The following is a 15,524-nucleotide window of genomic DNA, read 5'->3' as shown; positions in this document are numbered from 1 at the left end:
TGATGTCAGATGTTTCGTCATTCAGTGAAAGCTGAATGCCGCCCCCCAGCGTCGCTGGAGGTGCTCTTCCGCGGTCCAGGAGGCCGCCATGTATCGACGACTGCTGCTCAGCGCTTTACTCGGTCTGACCCTTTGCGCTTGTGTGCCCTACTACGATGGAGGCCAGAGCTACTACCGTTCCGAGGTCTACACCTCACCGGCGCCGGCTTATTACTATGGCGGCGGCACGGCGTATCAATATCGCCGTGATTACTACCCGTCGCCGCGTTACTACGCTCCGGCACCGCGTTACTACTCGGCACCGCGTTATTACCAGCCGGCGCCTCGCTATTACCCGTCAGGGCCAAGGGCCGGTTACCGGCCTTACCCGAACCAGGGCTGGGGGGATCGTTGGAACAATGGCGGGCATGGACGCGGTGGTGATCATGACCGTGGAGGTGGCCGTGGCGGTCACCGTTGACCGGCCTGTATGACAAGCGGCGCATGAAGCGCCGCTTTTTTATGGGCGCAAAACCTCAGTAATCGGACAAGTCCGCCAGCGGGTGCCGGCCTTCCCACGCCTTGGTGAAGTGCGCCTGCACCACGGCGTCCGGGACCGTATTGATGTCTGGCCAATGCCAATGGGGCTTCTGGTCCTTGTCGATCAACCGCGCGCGCACCCCCTCGCTGAATTCCGGATGGCGGCAGCAGTTCAGGCTCAGGGTGTATTCCATCTGGAACACCTCGGCCAGGGACAGGTGGCGGGCCCGCTGGATCTGTTCCCACACCAGGTGCGCGGTCAGCGGGCAGCCTTCGCTCAATGTCTTGCCGGCGCGATTGAACAGTGGGTCCGCGTGGTCACGCAGCGGGCTCAAGGCGCGCCAGGCGCTGCGCACATCGCCGACGTCCAGCCATTCGTCGATCTGTGCCCGGCGCGGCAGCCATTGCGCCTCGGGTTGCTGGGCCACGGCTTCCTGGGCCATGGCCTTGAGCAGGCTGTTGAGCTGTATCGCGGTCTGCTCCTGCCAGTTCAGTTGCAGCAGGCCATCGAGCAACTCGTCTTGTTGATCGTCACGCAGGAAACGGTCGGCCAGGCCCAGGTCCAGGGCGTCACGGCCGTTGATATGGGCGCCGGTGAGGCCAAGGAATAAGCCCAGCTTGCCGGGCAGGCGCGACAGGAACCAGCTGGCGCCCACGTCCGGGTACAGCCCGATGCTGATCTCGGGCATGGCCAGGCGGCTGCTCGGCGTGACAATCCGTATGGCCGCGCTTTGCAGCAGGCCCATGCCTCCGCCCAGCACGTAACCGTGGCCCCAGCAGATCAGCGGCTTAGGGTAAGTGTGCAAGCGGTAGTCGAGGCGGTATTCCGCGGCAAAAAACTGTGCGGCCAGGGCCGGCACTTCACCCGGCTGCTCGCGGCAGGCTTGGGCCAGGCTGCGCACTTCGCCGCCGGCGCAAAAGGCCTTGGGCCCGTTGCCACGCAGCAGCACACAGACGATGGCCGGGTCTTTGGCCCAGGCCTCCAGGCGATCTGTCAGGGCCAGGATCATCGGCAAAGAGAGGGCGTTGAGGGACTTTTCAGCGTCGAGGCTGGCGATGCCGACGCGGGCGCCGCCACTGCCGGTCAGTTCTTCGAAGTGCAGATTCATCGTGACCTCAATCGAGAAGGTGAAGGATCAGTATGATCGCTTCGTGGGAAAGTGCCGGTGGTGTGTCAGATCAATTGACAAGCAGGGCCGGCTTTCCTAGGGTTCGCCTCATTCTTTTCTACAAGACATTTCAACTATGACCGAAGGCGACCGTATCAAACTCGAACCCAGCTGGAAACACGCCCTGCGTGATGAGTTCGATAAGCCCTACATGGGCCAGTTACGCGAGTTCCTGCGCCAGGAACATGCCGCCGGCAAAGAGATCTACCCGCCCGGCCCGCTGATCTTCAATGCGCTTAACTCAACGCCGCTGGACAAGGTCAAGGTGGTGATCCTCGGCCAGGACCCGTACCACGGCCCCGGCCAGGCCCACGGCCTGTGCTTCTCGGTACAACCGGGCGTGCCGGCGCCGCCGTCCCTGGTCAATATCTACAAAGAGCTCAAGCGCGACCTGAACATCGACATCCCCAACCACGGCTGCCTGCAGAGCTGGGCCGACCAGGGCGTATTGCTGCTCAACACCACCATGACCGTGGAACGCGCCAACGCCAATGCCCATGCGGGCAAGGGCTGGCAATTCTTTACCGATCGGATTATCGAAGTGGTCAGCGAACACCAGCCGCATTTGGTGTTCCTGTTGTGGGGCGCCCATGCCCAGGGCAAGCAGAAGCTGGTCGATGCCACCAAGCATTTGGTGCTGACGTCGGTGCATCCGTCGCCGTTGTCGGCGTATCGCGGGTTCCTGGGGTGCGGGCATTTCAGCCGCACCAACAAGTTTCTTGAGCAGAACGGCGAGACGCCGATTGAGTGGCGGTTGCCGCCGCTCTAAGGCCAGGCACATTCAAATGTGGGAGGGACAAGCCCCCCACAGGTTGAACTGTGCCGAAGGTTTAGATTTTTTCCGGCTGACGGTTCCAATGCCGAAACAACGGCTCCGCCAGAAACAGCACAAACAACAAGCGCATCACCTGCATCGCCGTCACCAACGGCACCGACAGTTGCAGGGTCTCGGCCGTAAGGCTCATCTCGGCAATCCCGCCGGGCATCATGCCCAGGGTCAGCGAGCGCAGGTCCAGGTGGGTGAGGGCGCTCAAGCCCACCGCCGCCAACGTTGCCAACGCCATGGTCAAGGCCGTGCCGATCAAGGTGCGGCCCATGAACGACGGTGCTCGACGAAAGAACTGCCGGTTGAAGTGGCAGCCCAACCCGCTGCCGATCAACCACTGGCCGATCTGGCTGCCGCCTTCGGGCAGGCCGATATGCAGGTCCCACACCACGCTGGCCGTCGCACTGACCAGCAAGGGGCCGAACAACCACGGGTTAGGCTGGCGCAAGCGCTGCCAGCCCCAGGCCACCAGTGCACCGAGTGGAAACAGCAGCGCCAGCCACGCCCAACTGACAGGCGCCGGATGAAACTGCGGCGCACCGCCGCCCAACAGATACTTGAAGATCGCCGGCACACACAGCACCACCACCAGCACGCGCAGACTTTGCCCAGCCGCGACACGGCTGAGTACCGCGCCATTGCGCGAGCCGAGGTTGACCATTTCCCCGGAACCGCCCGGCATGCTCGAGAAGAACGCGGTGGCGCGGTCTTCACCACTGCGGCGCATCAACCACACGCCCACCACGCTCGACAGGCTGGTGACCAGCGCCCCGAAGAAAATCAGGCCGAAGTGGCTCATCACCTGTTCGATCACCACCGGGGTGAAGTGCAGGCCGATGCCGATGCCCACCACCCATTGGCCGCATTTGCGCCCGCCGGGAATCTCCGCTAACTGCCAGGGCGTTAGGCAACGCACGAGGATGATCGCCAGTAAGGAGCCGACCATGTACGGCAAAGGCCAGCCAACCAGGCTGGCCAGGTAACCGCCGGCCAGGCCGACCAGCGGTGTTCCCCACCAATGTTTAAAGATGACCTCAGACATCGGCCACGGCACGACGCTGTTGGGCACGTTTACGCCAGATACGCAGCAACGGTACAAACAGCATGATGGCGGTCAGCACCCAGACGCCAAAGGTAATCGGGCTCGACCACAGGATTTCCAGCGCACCGTTGGAGATCGACAGCGCACGGCGCAGGTTTTGTTCCATCAGCCCACCGAGGATAAAGCCCAGCAGCACCGGCGACAGCGGGAAGTCCAGCTTGCGCAGGATGTAGCCGAAGATGCCGATACCGACCATCAGGAACAGGTCGAAGGTGGTGGCGTGCACCGCGTACACACCGATCGCGGTGATGATCGCGATCACCGGCACCAGCGCCCAGTTCGGCACGGCGAGGATGCGCGTGAAGATGCGGATCATCGGGATGTTGAGGATCACCAGCATGATGTTGGCGATAAACAACGAGGCGATCAGGCCCCAGACGATGTCCGGTTGCTGTTGGAACAGCAGCGGGCCGGGGGTGATGTTGTACAGCGACAGGGCGCCGATCATCACGGCGGTGGTGCCCGACCCGGGAACGCCGAGGGTCAGCATCGGTACCAGGGCACCGCAGGCGGACGCGCCGATGGCGGTTTCCGGTGCAGCCAGGCCGCGCATGTCGCCCTGGCCGAATTTGCCGCTGGCACCGGCCAGGCGTTTCTCGGTCATGTAGGCCACGGCCGAGGCCAGGGTCGCGCCCGCGCCGGGCAGCACGCCCATGATGAAACCGAGCAGGCCGCAACGAATGTTCACCACGAACACCGAACCTGCTTCCTTCAGGTTGAACATCATCCGCCCGGTGGCCTTTACCGCTTCCTGGCCACGGTGGGTTTTTTCCAGCAGCAACAGGATCTCGCTGATGGAGAACAAGCCCAGCACCAACACCACAAACTGGATGCCGTCGGTGAGGTGGATGTTATCGCCGGTGAACCGGTACACGCCGCTGTTGGCGTCGATGCCCACGGCGGAAAGGAACAGGCCGATCAGCGCCGCCACAAAGGTCTTCAACGGTTTGTCACCGGCCATGCCGCCCAGGCAGACAATCGCGAACACCATCAGCACGAAATATTCCGCCGGGCCGAAGGCAATCGCCCATTTGGCCAGCAGCGGCGCGAACAGCACCATGCCGCAGGTGGCGATAAACGCGCCGATGAACGAACTCCACGCGGACAACGACAGCGCCACACCGGCCAGGCCTTTGCGGGCCATCGGGTAGCCGTCGAGGGTGGTCATCACGGTGGAGGCTTCGCCCGGGATATTCAGCAGGATCGAGCTGATACGCCCGCCGTATTCGCAGCCCAGGTACACGGCGGCCAGCAGGATCAGCGCCGATTCCGGCGGCAGGCCCAGGGCGAACGCGATGGGGATCAACAGCGCCACGCCGTTGATCGGGCCCAGGCCCGGCAACAGCCCGACCACGGTGCCGATCAAGGTGCCGCACAGGGCGGTCACCAGGTTGTAGGGGGACAGTGCAACGCCGAAGCCCTGGCCCAAATAGCCGAAAGTATCCATATCAGTTCTCCAGAACGTCGAGCAGGCCGAGGGGCAGCGGAACATCCATGACTTTATCGAACAGCAGATAAAGACCGATGGCCATCAGGCTGACGATCACCACACTGGGCACCCAGCGGCCGCCATACAGGCGCGCCATGGGGATGCCGATCAGCATGCTGCTGAGGATGAAACCCAGGGGCTCGAAGGTGCCGGCAAACACGATCAACAGCGCCACGCAGATGCTGATCTTGACCAGTGTCTGGCGGTCGAGCGCGGGTTCTTCTTCGGTGTGCTTGGTGGGTTGCGGGCGGAACAGCATGTAGATCAGCGCCAGGCTCATCAGCCCGAGCATCAGCAATGGGTAGGCCCGAGGCCCCACGGGCTCGTAGGAAAACGCCGCCTGATACGGCCAGGCCATCAGTGCCAGGCCGGCGCAGGCCAGCAACAGCACAGCGGCAAAAACGCGTTGTAAGAGCATAGGAAACTCCAAGGCCCCTCTTGTAGGAGCGAGCTTGCTCGCGAAAAACGTCAACGATAACGCGTGCTGTCTGGATGCACGTGGATGTCCTTGGGTTCTTCGCGAGCAAGCTCGCTCCTACAGGGGCATTACACAAAAGAGGGGCGATTACTGGATCAGGCCGAACTCTTTGGCCAGCACTTTGTAGTCAGCCACCTGTTTCTTCACGTAGGTGTCCAGCTCCGGGCCAGTCATGGCGAACGGGAACAGCTCGCGCTGGTCACGCAGCTTGGCGAACTCGTCGGAGGCCAGCAGTTTATCGAAGGCCTCCTTCCACCAGGCGTAGTCGGCATCGCTGACTTTTGGCCCGAGGTAGAAGCCACGCACCACCGGCCAGACGATGTCGTAGCCTTGCTCTTTGGCGGTCGGAATATTCTTCATTTCCGGCTCGTCCAGGCGCTCCTCGGAGAACACCGCCAGCAGGCGCATGTCACCGCTGAGGATGTGCGGCATGGAGTCGGAGATGTCGGTACTGCCGACCTGGATATGCCCGCCGAGCAGGGCGGTGGCGATTTCACCTCCGCCTTCGAGCGCCACATAGCGCAGCTCGCGCGGGTTGATCCCGGCGGCCTTGGCGATCAGGGCGGTTTGCATCCAGTCCTGGCTGCCCACGGTGCCGCCGGAACCGATCACCACGCTGCCCGGATCTTTCTTCAGGGCTTTAACCAGGTCGTCGAGGGTCTTGTAGGGCGAATCGGCTTTAACGGCGATGGCACCGTAGCTGGTACCCACGGCGGCCAGCCAGCGTACGGCGCTCTCATCGAAGCGCCCGAACTTGCCCTGGGCCAGGTTCAGCAGCGAACCGCTGGACCAGGCCACCAACGTACCGCCGTCCGCAGGACGCTGGGCCACCACGGCGTTATAGGCCACCGCGCCCACGCCGCCCGGCATGTAGGTCACGCGCATTGGTTTGCTCAGCAGTTTCTCGTTGACCAGCGCGCTTTGCGCCAGTTTGCAGGTCAGGTCAAAACCACCGCCGGGGGAGGCCGGGGCGATGCATTCCGGGCGCTTGGGTTCGTCGGCGGCCAGCAGTTGGCCGGCGAACAGCATGCAGCCGGCGGCGAGGGCCAATTTACGCAATGAAGGGGTCATGGTGATCTCCGTCTTTGTTGTTATGAGTGGCTTACCAGAGCGCAACGCTGTAGCTGACCAGCAGGCGCATTTCATCCGCATCACGGGCTGAATAGTTGGAACGGTAGGTGGCATTGCGCAGACGCACGGCGACATTCTTGAATGTGCCGCTTTGCACCACGTACTTGATCTCGCTGTTGCGCTCCCATTCCTTGCCGGTGTCGCCGTTCCTGAGCTTGATATTGTCACCCGAGAGGTAACGGCTCATGAAACTCAGGCCGGGAATGCCCAGCTTGGCGAAGTCGTAGTCGTAGCGCGCCTGCCAGGAGCGCTCTTCGGCGCCGGCAAAGTCGTTGATCTGCACGAAGTTGACCAGGTACGGGTCGCTGCCATCCACATAGGGAAAGGCGCTGTCGCCGGACATATGCTGGTAGCCGGCGCTGAGCTTATGGCCATTGAGGGCATAGCTGAACAGGCCGTTGAGGGAGGTGTTGTCGATCTTGCCGCCACGGGCTGCGCCTGCGTCATCGCTGATCGCCAGGCGCAGGTCGGTGGCGAAGGTGCCGGGGCCCATCGGGCGTGCGGCGACCAGGCCGAGGAAGTGCTGGCGGTACACGTCGTCGAGTTGGGCGAAGTGGTAGCTGCCGGTGATCTTGTCGGCGAACTTGTAGTCGACCCCGCCGAAGTTGAAATGCTTGCCGGTGGCACCGCTGAGGAAGCGGCTGTTCTTGTTATTGAGGGCGATGTCTTCGTAGTTGCTGTCGTCGCGGTCCTTGGCTTTGTCGAGACGGCCGCCGGTGAAGACCAGGTTCTTGAATTCCTTGGAGGTGATCAGGCCACCGTTGAAGGTCTGCGGCAGGATACGACCGTCGTTGGGCTTGAGGATCGGCAGCTCGGGCATCAGCGAACCGATCTTCAGCTCGGTAGCGGAAATCTTCACTTTGCCGGTCAGGCCCAGCTTGGAGTACTCGTTGGCGGCGCGGCCATCGTCGTGGGTAGGCAGCAGGCCGGTGCCGGTGCGGTCGGGGCTGGAGTCGAGCTTGACCCCGAGCATGCCCAGCGCATCCACGCCAAAGCCGACGGTGCCGTCTGTGTAGCCCGATTGCAGGTTGAGCATGAAGCCCTGGGCCCACTCGTCGCGCTTGGACTGCTGGGCGCTGGTGCCGTCGCGAAAGTCGCGGTTGAAGTACATGTTGCGGGTTTCCAGGGTCGCGCTGCTGTCTTCGAAGAAGGCAGCCTGGCCAAGCGGCGAAAAGCCGGCAAGGGCAGCGGCACTGGCAAGGGCGGTGTGGGTCAGGCGGGAAATACGAACAGGCGGGCAAGCCTGGGGCTGTGTCGACAGCATCGTGGTGCACTCCGTTATTGTTCTTATTTTGGCGAAAACGCTTCGAGGCGTTTTTCGGGCGCGACCCATCAGGTCGCTCGGCAGGCATGACCTACCGTGGCTGGATGCTAAAGGGCGAAGCTTTCACTAACCTTTCAGCTGTCTTTCAATGTTTTCAGGCTTCACAGGGCAGTCGGCGCCTGTAAACTGCCCGGCAAAGCGTGGCGCCGACCACGTCCGAATAAGGTGGAAATCCATGCGTGTCCTTCTGGTTGAAGACCATCTGCAACTCGCCGAAAGCGTCGCCCAAGCGCTCAAGAGCACAGGTTTGACCGTCGACGTATTGCATGACGGCGTGGCCGCCGACCTGGCCTTGAGCAGCGAGGATTACGCGGTGGCCATCCTCGATGTGGGCCTGCCGCGCATGGACGGTTTCGAGGTACTGGCGCGCTTGCGGGCGCGTGGGAAAAACCTGCCGGTGCTGATGTTGACCGCGCGCAGCGATGTGAAGGACCGCGTGCATGGCCTGAACCTGGGCGCCGATGACTACCTGGCCAAACCGTTCGAACTGACCGAGCTGGAAGCCCGGGTCAAGGCGCTGCTGCGCCGCAGTGTGTTGGGCGGCGAGCGTCAGCAGGCGTGTGGTGTGCTGGTTTATGACCTCGACACCCGTCGTTTCACCGTGGGCGGCGAGTTGATGACGTTGACCTCCCGCGAGCAAGCCGTGCTTGAAGCGCTGATTGCCCGCCCAGGCCGGGTGATGAGCAAGGAGCAACTGGCTTCACAGGTGTTCGGCCTGGACGAAGAGGCCAGCCCCGACGCCATCGAAATCTACGTGCACCGCCTGCGCAAGAAGCTCGATGGCCAACCCATCGCCATCGTGACGTTCCGCGGTCTCGGCTACCTGCTGGAAGCCCGCGATGCATAAGCCCAGCAGCCTGCGCTGGCGCCTGCTGTGGAACCTGGCGCTGCTGCTGGTGCTGTTGATGCTCGCCAGTGGCATGAGCGCCTACTGGAACGGTCGCGAAGCGGCCGACACCGCCTATGACCGCACGTTGCTGGCCTCGGCGCGTACCATTGCCGCCGGCCTGACCCAGGTGGACGGCACCCTCAGCGCCAACGTGCCCTATGTCGCCCTCGACACCTTTGCCTACGACAGCGCCGGGCGCATCTATTACCAGGTCAATGACATTGATCAGAAGCTGATTTCCGGCTACGAAAACCTCCCCGGCCCGCCCCCCGGCACTCCGCGCACCGACGACTACCCGGCGCTGGCGCGCTTCTACAACGCCAAGTACCAGGGCCAGGAAGTGCGGGTGGTCAGCCTGCTCAAGGCGGTCTCCGAACCGAACATGAACGGCATGGCGGAAATCCGCGTGGCCGAAACCGATGAGGCACGGGTGAGCATGGCCCGCAGCCTGATGGCCGACACCTTGCTGCGCCTGGGCATGCTCGCCATCGGTGCCTTGTTGCTGGTGTGGTTTGCCGTCAGCGCCGCATTGCGCCCGCTGGAGCGCCTGCGCACCGCGGTGGAAGAGCGCCAGCCCGACGACTTGCGGCCGTTGCCGTTGGTGGAAGTGCAGCATGAGTTCGGCCCGCTGGTGCGTTCCCTCAACCACTTCACCGAACGCCTGCGCGGCCAGTTCGAGCGTCAGGCGCAGTTTATTGCCGATGCATCCCATGAACTGCGTACCCCGTTGGCGGCGCTCAAGGCACGCCTGGAGCTGGGCCTGCGTGCCGAAGACCCCGCGACCTGGCGCAGTACCCTGGAAACCGCCGCCCAAGGCACCGATCGGTTGACCCACCTGGCCAATCAGTTGCTGTCCCTGGCGCGCATCGAAAACGGTGCCCGGGCGATTGCCGAAGGCGGCGCGCAGTTGCTCGACCTCAGCCAATTGGCCCGTGAGCTGGGCATGGCCATGGCGCCGTTGGCCCATGCGCGTGGCGTGGCACTGGCGCTGGAGGCGGATGAACCGGTGTGGTTGCGTGGCGAGCCGACGCTGCTCAACGAACTGTTGAGCAACCTGGTGGACAACGCCCTGGCGCATACGCCACCGGGCGGCAACGTGATCCTGCGGGTCACGGCGCCGGCGGTACTGGAGGTGGAAGATGATGGCCCAGGTATTCCGCAGGAGGAGCGCGACCGGGTGTTCGAGCGCTTCTACCGCCGTAGCCAGCAAGGCATGGGCTCAGGCCTGGGGTTGGCGATCGTGGGCGAAATCTGTCGTGCGCATCTGGCCCAGATCAGCCTGCATGACGGCGAGCACGCGGGGTTGAAGGTGCGTGTGAGTTTTATCGCCGGTTGATCAATCGAACATGGCGCGCGCTTCATCCAGCTCTGCGCGCAGTTTTTCGCTGTAGGGATCAACCCGCAGTTTTTTCATCGCAGGCACGCTGGAGACGTCCACCTTGGCCAGGGGGTGATCGGTGCCGTGATGGCAATACAGCATGGCAATCTGCACCACGTCGATGTAGTCGAGGCAGGCTGAGTCCCGGTCCAGGTTCAGGTACTGGCCCGGCAGTTTCGCCAGCATTTCCGGGAAGTCCCAACCACTCAGCAACTTGTCGCCCAGCACCGGGTGGATGCTGTCGATCACGTGGTTGAGGCTGACCGGATCTGACAACAGCTCGTAGTGGTCTTCGGCGTAGGTCAGGATCGGCAGCACGCCGATCTGGTGCACCAGGCCGCCCAGCGCTGCCTGGTCCGGCTTGAGCTGGCTGTGGTTGCGGCACAGGGCGTAGCTGACGCCCGCCACTTCCAGGCTGCGGCGCCACACATCGCGCATTTTCTGTTCGACCACTTCGGAACGGGCGTGGAAGATCTGTTCCATCACCAGGCCGATGGCCAGGTTGCTGCTGTAGTTGGTGCCCAGCCGGGTGATGGCGGTGTGCAGGTCGGTGACTTCCTGGGTGGCGCGCAACAGCGGGCTGTTGACCACTTTGATCAGGCGCGCCGACAACGCAGTGTCGCGGCCGATCACTTTACTCAAGTGGCTGATGCTGATTTCCGGGTCTTCAGCGGCCTGACGGATGTTCAGGGCCACTTCCGGCAATGTCGGCAGAACCAGGTCATCGTTGTCGATGGCCTTAACCAACGCCTGTTGGACTTTTTCCGCCAGTTTGTTCATTCATGCTCTCTAGGGTGTTGCAGGAAAATACGGCGACTAACGCTGGATCTCACGATCGCGGTCAAGGGTGTAAGGCAGGTCAAGCAGTTGCAAACCGGGGCCTTCCAGCGTGCCTAGGTGCACATCGCCACTATCGGCAGCTTCGGCTTGCAATACCGCCAGAAGTTCAATCACCTGGTCAGCTTTTGCTGCAATCACCACTTCGCCGATCGAGCTGTTGTGGCTGGGGGAAAACAACGGGGTGCCTGGCTCGGGCATTTCAGCCGCGTTCAGGCTCAAGCGGTACAGGCGACGCTTGAGTTTGCCCAGGTACTGCATGCGCGCGACGATTTCCTGGCCGGTGTAGCAGCCTTTCTTGAAGCTGACGCCGCCCACGGCCTGCAGGTTGAGCATCTGCGGGATGAACAGTTCGCGGGTCTGGGGCATGACCTGGCCGATACCGGCGCGGATCTGGCCCAGTAGCCAGTGATTCAAGTCGGTTTGTGTCAACTGTGCGGCCAATTGGCCGCGCACGCCGTCGGCTTGCTCGGCAGGTACCCAGAGTTCGGCGCGGGCGGGAGACACGCGGACGGCGATCAGGTGTTCGGTACGGGCAACGCTGTCCGTTTCGGTGGGCAGCTCAAGGCCAAGGCCGGTCAGTGCCTGATCGCCATCGATCACACCGAAACGCACCCAGGCGGCGCTTTCGTCGGTGAGCTTGGACTTGGAGAACACCGCATATTTCTTCAGGTCCGCCAGTTGCGGTTCGAGCAGCTCGGTGGCCATGGCCAGGAGTACGCCGTCGCCCTGCAACAGGATGCGGAAGCTCGACTGCATGCGGCCTTTTTGTGTGCAGCGCGCACCGAGGCTGGCCTGGGTGTCGCTCAGGTAATTGAGGTTGCAGGTGAGTTGTCCCTGCAGGAACTTGGCAGCGTCGGAGCCGCGGACGGCGAGAACGCCTTCGTGGGACAGGGGGCAGAAGAAAGCAGAGTCAGCCATGGGTCATCGCAGGTCAAAAAGTCATGGGTGCATCATAGAGGGGCGCCCGGCAAATGGATAGTTTCCGTAGGGGCGACCAAAGCCGACTGTTCCGGTGCCGTCGGGCCTGTATACTTGCGCTCTATTTGAGGAGCGCTCCATGGTCGAAGATGTAGAAATCAATCGTCTCTACTGGCACAGCCGTCGTGGCATGCTTGAGCTTGATGTGTTGCTGGTGCCTTTTACCAAAGAGGTGTATGCGACGCTCAATAAGGAAGATCGCGATCTCTACGTCAGGCTGCTGACTTGCGAAGATCAGGACATGTTCGGCTGGTTCATGGAGCGGGCCGAATCCGAAGATCCTGAACTGCAGCGCATGGTCCGGATGATCCTGGATCGTGTCCAGCCCAAGTAATCGTTTCGAATGCCGCTGGCAGGCCTCACGGCTGCTGCTGGCGGCGTATCTCCTTGCCCAGCTGTTCGCGCTGGGTGCGCTGATGGTCCTCGACTCTCCCTTTGCTGTCCTCGGCGTGCTGGCGTGCCTGGCCCATGCTGCCTGGGTATTGCCGCGTTATGTCCTGCTGACTCACCGTTCGTCGATTCGTGGCCTGCGACGGGATGAAGAGGGCTGGCAATTATTCAGCAGTGAGCGCGGCTGGCATCGCGTGCAGCTGCGGCCCGACAGCCTGGCGTTGCCGCTGATTGTGGTGTTGCGCTATCGCGTACCGGGGGAATGGCGGGTGCGCTCGGTCTGCGTGCCGACGGATTCGCAGGCCGCCGATGTGCACCGGCGCCTGCGGGTTCGCTTGAAGTTCAGCCGCCGTAGGTGGTTGGCACCAGAATAGTGTCGCGGGCCTCGGGCAACATCTGCGGGTAGTCGAGGGTGTAGTGCAGGCCCCGGCTTTCCTTGCGTTCCATGGCTGAACGGATCATCAACTCCGCGACTTGGGCAAGGTTGCGCAGTTCGATCAGGTCACGGCTGACCTTATAGTTGCTGTAGAACTCATCAATCTCATCCAGCAGCAGTCGCACCCGGTGTTGCGCCCGTTGCAGGCGCTTGTTGGTGCGCACGATCCCCACGTAATCCCACATGAAGCGCCGCAGCTCGTCCCAGTTGTGGGCGATGATCACGTCTTCGTCCGAATCGGTAACCTGGCTGGCATCCCAGCGGGGCAGGGCGGCCGGCACCGGGATGCGCGGCAGTTGTTCGAGAATGTCGGCTGCGGCCGAGCGGGCGTAGACGAAGCATTCGAGCAGTGAGTTGCTGGCCATGCGGTTGGCGCCGTGCAGGCCGGTGAAGCTGGTTTCGCCAATCGCGTACAGGCCGGGTACATCGGTACGCCCATGTTGGTCGACCATCACACCGCCGCAGGTGTAGTGCGCCGCCGGTACCACCGGGATCGGCCCTTTGGTGATGTCGATGTTGAACGCCAGGCAGCGCTCGTAGACGGTCGGGAAGTGGGTCTTGATGAACGCTTCGGGCTTGTGGCTGATGTCCAGGTAGACGCAGTCGATGCCCAGGCGCTTCATTTCATGGTCGATGGCGCGGGCGACAATATCCCGTGGAGCCAGCTCGGCGCGCGGGTCGAAACGCTGCATGAAGCGCTCACCGTTCGGCAGCTTGAGGTGTGCACCTTCGCCGCGCAGGGCTTCGGTGATCAGGAAGCTCTTGGCCTGTGGGTGATACAGGCAGGTGGGGTGGAACTGGTTGAATTCCAGGTTGGCCACCCGGCAGCCCGAGCGCCATGCCATGGCAATGCCGTCGCCGCAGGCGCCGTCGGGGTTGCTGGTATAGAGGTAGACCTTGGCGGCGCCGCCTGAGGCGAGGATGGTGAAGCGCGCACCATAAGTATCCACTTCGCCGCTGGCGCGGTTGAGCACATAGGCGCCGAGGCAGCGTTCGCCCGGCAGGCCCAGGCGCTTTTCGGTGATCAGGTCGACAGCGACGCGTTGTTCCAGCAGTTCGATGTTGGGGCGTTGGCGGGCCTGGTCGAGCAAGGTCCTGAAGATCGCGGCACCGGTGGCATCGGCGGCGTGGATGATACGCCGATGGCTGTGGCCGCCTTCGCGGGTCAGATGGAACTCGAAGCCGCCGTCATCGCTGCCTGCGTGTTCGTCGCGGGTGAAGGGCACGCCCTGGTCGATCAGCCATTGGATTGCCTCGCGGCTATGCTCGACGGTGAAGCGCACCGCGTCTTCGTTGCACAGGCCACCGCCGGCGTTGAGGGTGTCTTCAACGTGGGATTGCACCGTATCGGTGTCGTCCAGCACCGCGGCGACACCGCCCTGGGCCCAGAATGTCGAACCGTTGGCCAGGTCGCCTTTGCTCAGGACGGCAATGCGCAGGTGGCTGGGAAGGGTCAGCGCAAGGCTCAAGCCGGCCGCGCCGCTACCGATCACCAGGACATCGTGTTGAAACTGTTGGCTCATTTGAAGGATTCCGCAAAAAGCGATCCACAGGGCTGGCGCAAACAGGACGCCTGGATCGGCGAATCAAAGGGTCACACGGGCCACTAGTATATAGAGGGGGGGAGCGGCACAATAGCCGGGCATTCGTGGCAATGTGAGATTACGGTGCACGGCTCGGGTAAAATCGGCAGGTTATTGAGGTGGGAACTTTTTGCATAAGCCTCGACTCAATAGCAGGTTGCCCGAAAGCTGGGAAACGTTGAGTTTATTGGCCCGTCGGGAGCATTGGACGCGTCAGAAAACCGACGACAAGATTATTCGCGCAGCCGGCGTTGCCCGCGCTGCGTTTTTCGTGTGTGCCAAATCAGTGCGTGCCGGAAACTTGCTTGAAGGGGGAGAACTTTTGCGAAAAGTCCGAGTCTATGTTTGCAAGCCTGATCGTTTAGTTATGCAAGCCTCCTTCAAGTACAACGAGGAGTGTTCATGCTAACCCAGGAAGAGGATCAGCAGCTGGTCGAGCGCGTTCAACGCGGTGACAAGCGAGCATTTGATCTGCTAGTGCTGAAATACCAGCACAAAATTCTCGGGTTGATCGTGCGGTTTGTGCACGACACCCATGAAGCGCAGGACGTTGCACAGGAAGCCTTTATCAAGGCGTACCGTGCACTGGGCAATTTCCGCGGTGATAGTGCGTTTTACACGTGGCTCTACCGCATCGCCATCAACACGGCGAAGAACTATCTGGTGTCTCGCGGACGCCGCCCGCCGGATAGTGATGTAAGTTCAGAAGATGCAGAATTTTACGATGGTGATCACGGCCTCAAAGATCTCGAGTCGCCGGAGCGTGCATTGCTGCGCGACGAGATCGAAGGCACCGTTCATCGCACAATTCAGCAACTGCCAGAAGATTTGCGTACGGCGTTAACTTTACGTGAATTCGATGGTCTGAGTTACGAAGACATTGCGAGCGTCATGCAGTGTCCGGTGGGGACTGTAAGGTCACGGATTTTCCGGGCCCGGGAAGCCATCGATAAAGCCTTGCAACCGTTGTTGCAGGAAAACTAAAGACAGCG

The 15,524-nt window shown here is 62.2% G+C and carries 16 protein-coding genes; 7 read left to right on the top strand and 9 right to left on the bottom strand.

Annotated features, from left to right (window positions below; genetic code table 11):
• The first annotated feature begins 88 nt into the window (after window positions 1-88).
• Window positions 89-460, top strand: coding sequence for a hypothetical protein (locus BFQ01_RS32030; RefSeq protein WP_074844425.1), 372 nt, complete (start codon window positions 89-91; stop codon window positions 458-460).
• A gap of 55 nt (window positions 461-515) precedes the next feature.
• Here BFQ01_RS32030 and BFQ01_RS30595 read toward each other — a convergent pair whose 3' ends face one another.
• Complete coding sequence (locus tag BFQ01_RS30595) at window positions 516-1,628, bottom strand: enoyl-CoA hydratase/isomerase family protein (RefSeq protein ID WP_065928221.1); 1,113 nt, start codon at window positions 1,626-1,628, stop codon at window positions 516-518.
• 136 nt (window positions 1,629-1,764) lie between these two features.
• Between BFQ01_RS30595 and ung the strand changes: the two genes are divergently transcribed.
• Window positions 1,765-2,457, top strand: coding sequence for a uracil-DNA glycosylase (gene ung / locus BFQ01_RS30590; RefSeq protein ID WP_027604331.1), 693 nt, complete (start codon window positions 1,765-1,767; stop codon window positions 2,455-2,457).
• A gap of 61 nt (window positions 2,458-2,518) precedes the next feature.
• Here ung and BFQ01_RS30585 read toward each other — a convergent pair whose 3' ends face one another.
• The 5 genes from BFQ01_RS30585 to BFQ01_RS30565 all read right to left on the bottom strand — a co-directional run bounded on the left by BFQ01_RS30585 (window position 2,519) and on the right by BFQ01_RS30565 (window position 7,978).
• On the bottom strand, window positions 2,519-3,556 hold the full coding sequence (locus BFQ01_RS30585; protein WP_065928293.1) for an AbrB family transcriptional regulator: 1,038 nt from the start codon (window positions 3,554-3,556) through the stop codon (window positions 2,519-2,521).
• Entirely contained in the window at window positions 3,549-5,063 is a 1,515-nt protein-coding gene (locus BFQ01_RS30580; RefSeq protein ID WP_032888527.1) for a tripartite tricarboxylate transporter permease, read from the bottom strand. The genes BFQ01_RS30585 and BFQ01_RS30580 overlap by 8 nt, the downstream gene beginning before the upstream one ends.
• Before the next feature lies 1 nt (window position 5,064).
• Window positions 5,065-5,523, bottom strand: coding sequence for a tripartite tricarboxylate transporter TctB family protein (locus BFQ01_RS30575; RefSeq protein ID WP_065928220.1), 459 nt, complete (start codon window positions 5,521-5,523; stop codon window positions 5,065-5,067).
• Window positions 5,524-5,670: 147 nt separating this feature from the next.
• Entirely contained in the window at window positions 5,671-6,654 is a 984-nt protein-coding gene (locus tag BFQ01_RS30570; protein WP_027604327.1) for a Bug family tripartite tricarboxylate transporter substrate binding protein, read from the bottom strand.
• A 31-nt stretch (window positions 6,655-6,685) separates the two neighbouring features.
• Window positions 6,686-7,978 carry an OprD family porin gene (locus BFQ01_RS30565; protein ID WP_065928219.1) on the bottom strand — a complete coding sequence of 431 codons (1,293 nt, stop codon included), beginning with the start codon at window positions 7,976-7,978 and terminating at the stop codon, window positions 6,686-6,688.
• 235 nt (window positions 7,979-8,213) lie between these two features.
• Between BFQ01_RS30565 and BFQ01_RS30560 the strand changes: the two genes are divergently transcribed.
• Both BFQ01_RS30560 and BFQ01_RS30555 read left to right on the top strand, forming a co-directional pair.
• The gene (locus BFQ01_RS30560) at window positions 8,214-8,885 is read left to right on the top strand and encodes a response regulator (protein WP_027604325.1); all 672 of its coding nucleotides are present in this window, start codon (window positions 8,214-8,216) and stop codon (window positions 8,883-8,885) included.
• Window positions 8,878-10,263, top strand: coding sequence for a sensor histidine kinase (locus BFQ01_RS30555; RefSeq protein ID WP_065928218.1), 1,386 nt, complete (start codon window positions 8,878-8,880; stop codon window positions 10,261-10,263). Before BFQ01_RS30560 ends, BFQ01_RS30555 begins: the two co-directional genes overlap by 8 nt.
• On the opposite strand, the gene BFQ01_RS30550 is transcribed toward BFQ01_RS30555, so the two are convergent.
• Entirely contained in the window at window positions 10,264-11,085 is an 822-nt protein-coding gene (locus tag BFQ01_RS30550) for an HDOD domain-containing protein (RefSeq protein WP_065928217.1), read from the bottom strand.
• A gap of 36 nt (window positions 11,086-11,121) precedes the next feature.
• Window positions 11,122-12,063 (bottom strand): CAF17-like 4Fe-4S cluster assembly/insertion protein YgfZ, encoded by a 942-nt coding sequence (locus tag BFQ01_RS30545; protein WP_065928216.1) that lies wholly within the window; start codon window positions 12,061-12,063, stop codon window positions 11,122-11,124.
• A gap of 139 nt (window positions 12,064-12,202) precedes the next feature.
• On the opposite strand from BFQ01_RS30545, the gene BFQ01_RS30540 reads away from it, so the two are divergent.
• On the top strand, window positions 12,203-12,457 hold the full coding sequence (locus BFQ01_RS30540) for an FAD assembly factor SdhE (RefSeq protein WP_027604321.1): 255 nt from the start codon (window positions 12,203-12,205) through the stop codon (window positions 12,455-12,457).
• Window positions 12,441-12,887: a protein YgfX gene (locus tag BFQ01_RS30535; RefSeq protein ID WP_065928215.1), complete on the top strand. Its 447-nt coding sequence runs from the start codon at window positions 12,441-12,443 to the stop codon at window positions 12,885-12,887. The genes BFQ01_RS30540 and BFQ01_RS30535 overlap by 17 nt, the downstream gene beginning before the upstream one ends.
• Here BFQ01_RS30535 and nadB read toward each other — a convergent pair.
• Entirely contained in the window at window positions 12,856-14,472 is a 1,617-nt protein-coding gene (gene nadB, locus BFQ01_RS30530) for an L-aspartate oxidase (protein WP_065928214.1), read from the bottom strand. The genes BFQ01_RS30535 and nadB overlap by 32 nt on opposite strands.
• A gap of 462 nt (window positions 14,473-14,934) precedes the next feature.
• On the opposite strand from nadB, the gene rpoE reads away from it, so the two are divergent.
• Entirely contained in the window at window positions 14,935-15,516 is a 582-nt protein-coding gene (rpoE, locus tag BFQ01_RS30525; protein WP_003172477.1) for an RNA polymerase sigma factor RpoE, read from the top strand.
• Window positions 15,517-15,524: the final 8 nt, after the last annotated feature.

Origin of the sequence: Pseudomonas sp. 8 R 14 (assembly GCF_900005955.1) — a bacterium.
Classification (GTDB): domain Bacteria; phylum Pseudomonadota; class Gammaproteobacteria; order Pseudomonadales; family Pseudomonadaceae; genus Aquipseudomonas; species Aquipseudomonas marginalis.
The sequence above is the reverse complement of the archived record's forward strand: the minus strand, read 5'-3'. Positions and strand labels throughout refer to the sequence as shown.

Bases quoted from the DNA above. Each gene is read 5' to 3' on its own strand.
- BFQ01_RS30555 (WP_065928218.1), top strand. From the start codon at position 8,878: ATGCATAAGCCCAGCAGCCTGCGCTGGCGCCTGCTGTGGAACCTGGCG.
- BFQ01_RS30540 (WP_027604321.1), top strand. From the start codon at position 12,203: ATGGTCGAAGATGTAGAAATCAATCGTCTCTACTGGCACAGCCGTCGT.
- ung (WP_027604331.1), top strand. From the start codon at position 1,765: ATGACCGAAGGCGACCGTATCAAACTCGAACCCAGCTGGAAACACGCC.
- BFQ01_RS32030 (WP_074844425.1), top strand. From the start codon at position 89: ATGTATCGACGACTGCTGCTCAGCGCTTTACTCGGTCTGACCCTTTGC.
- BFQ01_RS30565 (WP_065928219.1), bottom strand. From the start codon at position 7,978: ATGCTGTCGACACAGCCCCAGGCTTGCCCGCCTGTTCGTATTTCCCGC.
- BFQ01_RS30575 (WP_065928220.1), bottom strand. From the start codon at position 5,523: ATGCTCTTACAACGCGTTTTTGCCGCTGTGCTGTTGCTGGCCTGCGCC.
- BFQ01_RS30580 (WP_032888527.1), bottom strand. From the start codon at position 5,063: ATGGATACTTTCGGCTATTTGGGCCAGGGCTTCGGCGTTGCACTGTCC.
- BFQ01_RS30550 (WP_065928217.1), bottom strand. From the start codon at position 11,085: ATGAACAAACTGGCGGAAAAAGTCCAACAGGCGTTGGTTAAGGCCATC.
- BFQ01_RS30545 (WP_065928216.1), bottom strand. From the start codon at position 12,063: ATGGCTGACTCTGCTTTCTTCTGCCCCCTGTCCCACGAAGGCGTTCTC.
- BFQ01_RS30560 (WP_027604325.1), top strand. From the start codon at position 8,214: ATGCGTGTCCTTCTGGTTGAAGACCATCTGCAACTCGCCGAAAGCGTC.
- BFQ01_RS30595 (WP_065928221.1), bottom strand. From the start codon at position 1,628: ATGAATCTGCACTTCGAAGAACTGACCGGCAGTGGCGGCGCCCGCGTC.
- nadB (WP_065928214.1), bottom strand. From the start codon at position 14,472: ATGAGCCAACAGTTTCAACACGATGTCCTGGTGATCGGTAGCGGCGCG.
- BFQ01_RS30585 (WP_065928293.1), bottom strand. From the start codon at position 3,556: ATGTCTGAGGTCATCTTTAAACATTGGTGGGGAACACCGCTGGTCGGC.
- rpoE (WP_003172477.1), top strand. From the start codon at position 14,935: ATGCTAACCCAGGAAGAGGATCAGCAGCTGGTCGAGCGCGTTCAACGC.
- BFQ01_RS30570 (WP_027604327.1), bottom strand. From the start codon at position 6,654: ATGACCCCTTCATTGCGTAAATTGGCCCTCGCCGCCGGCTGCATGCTG.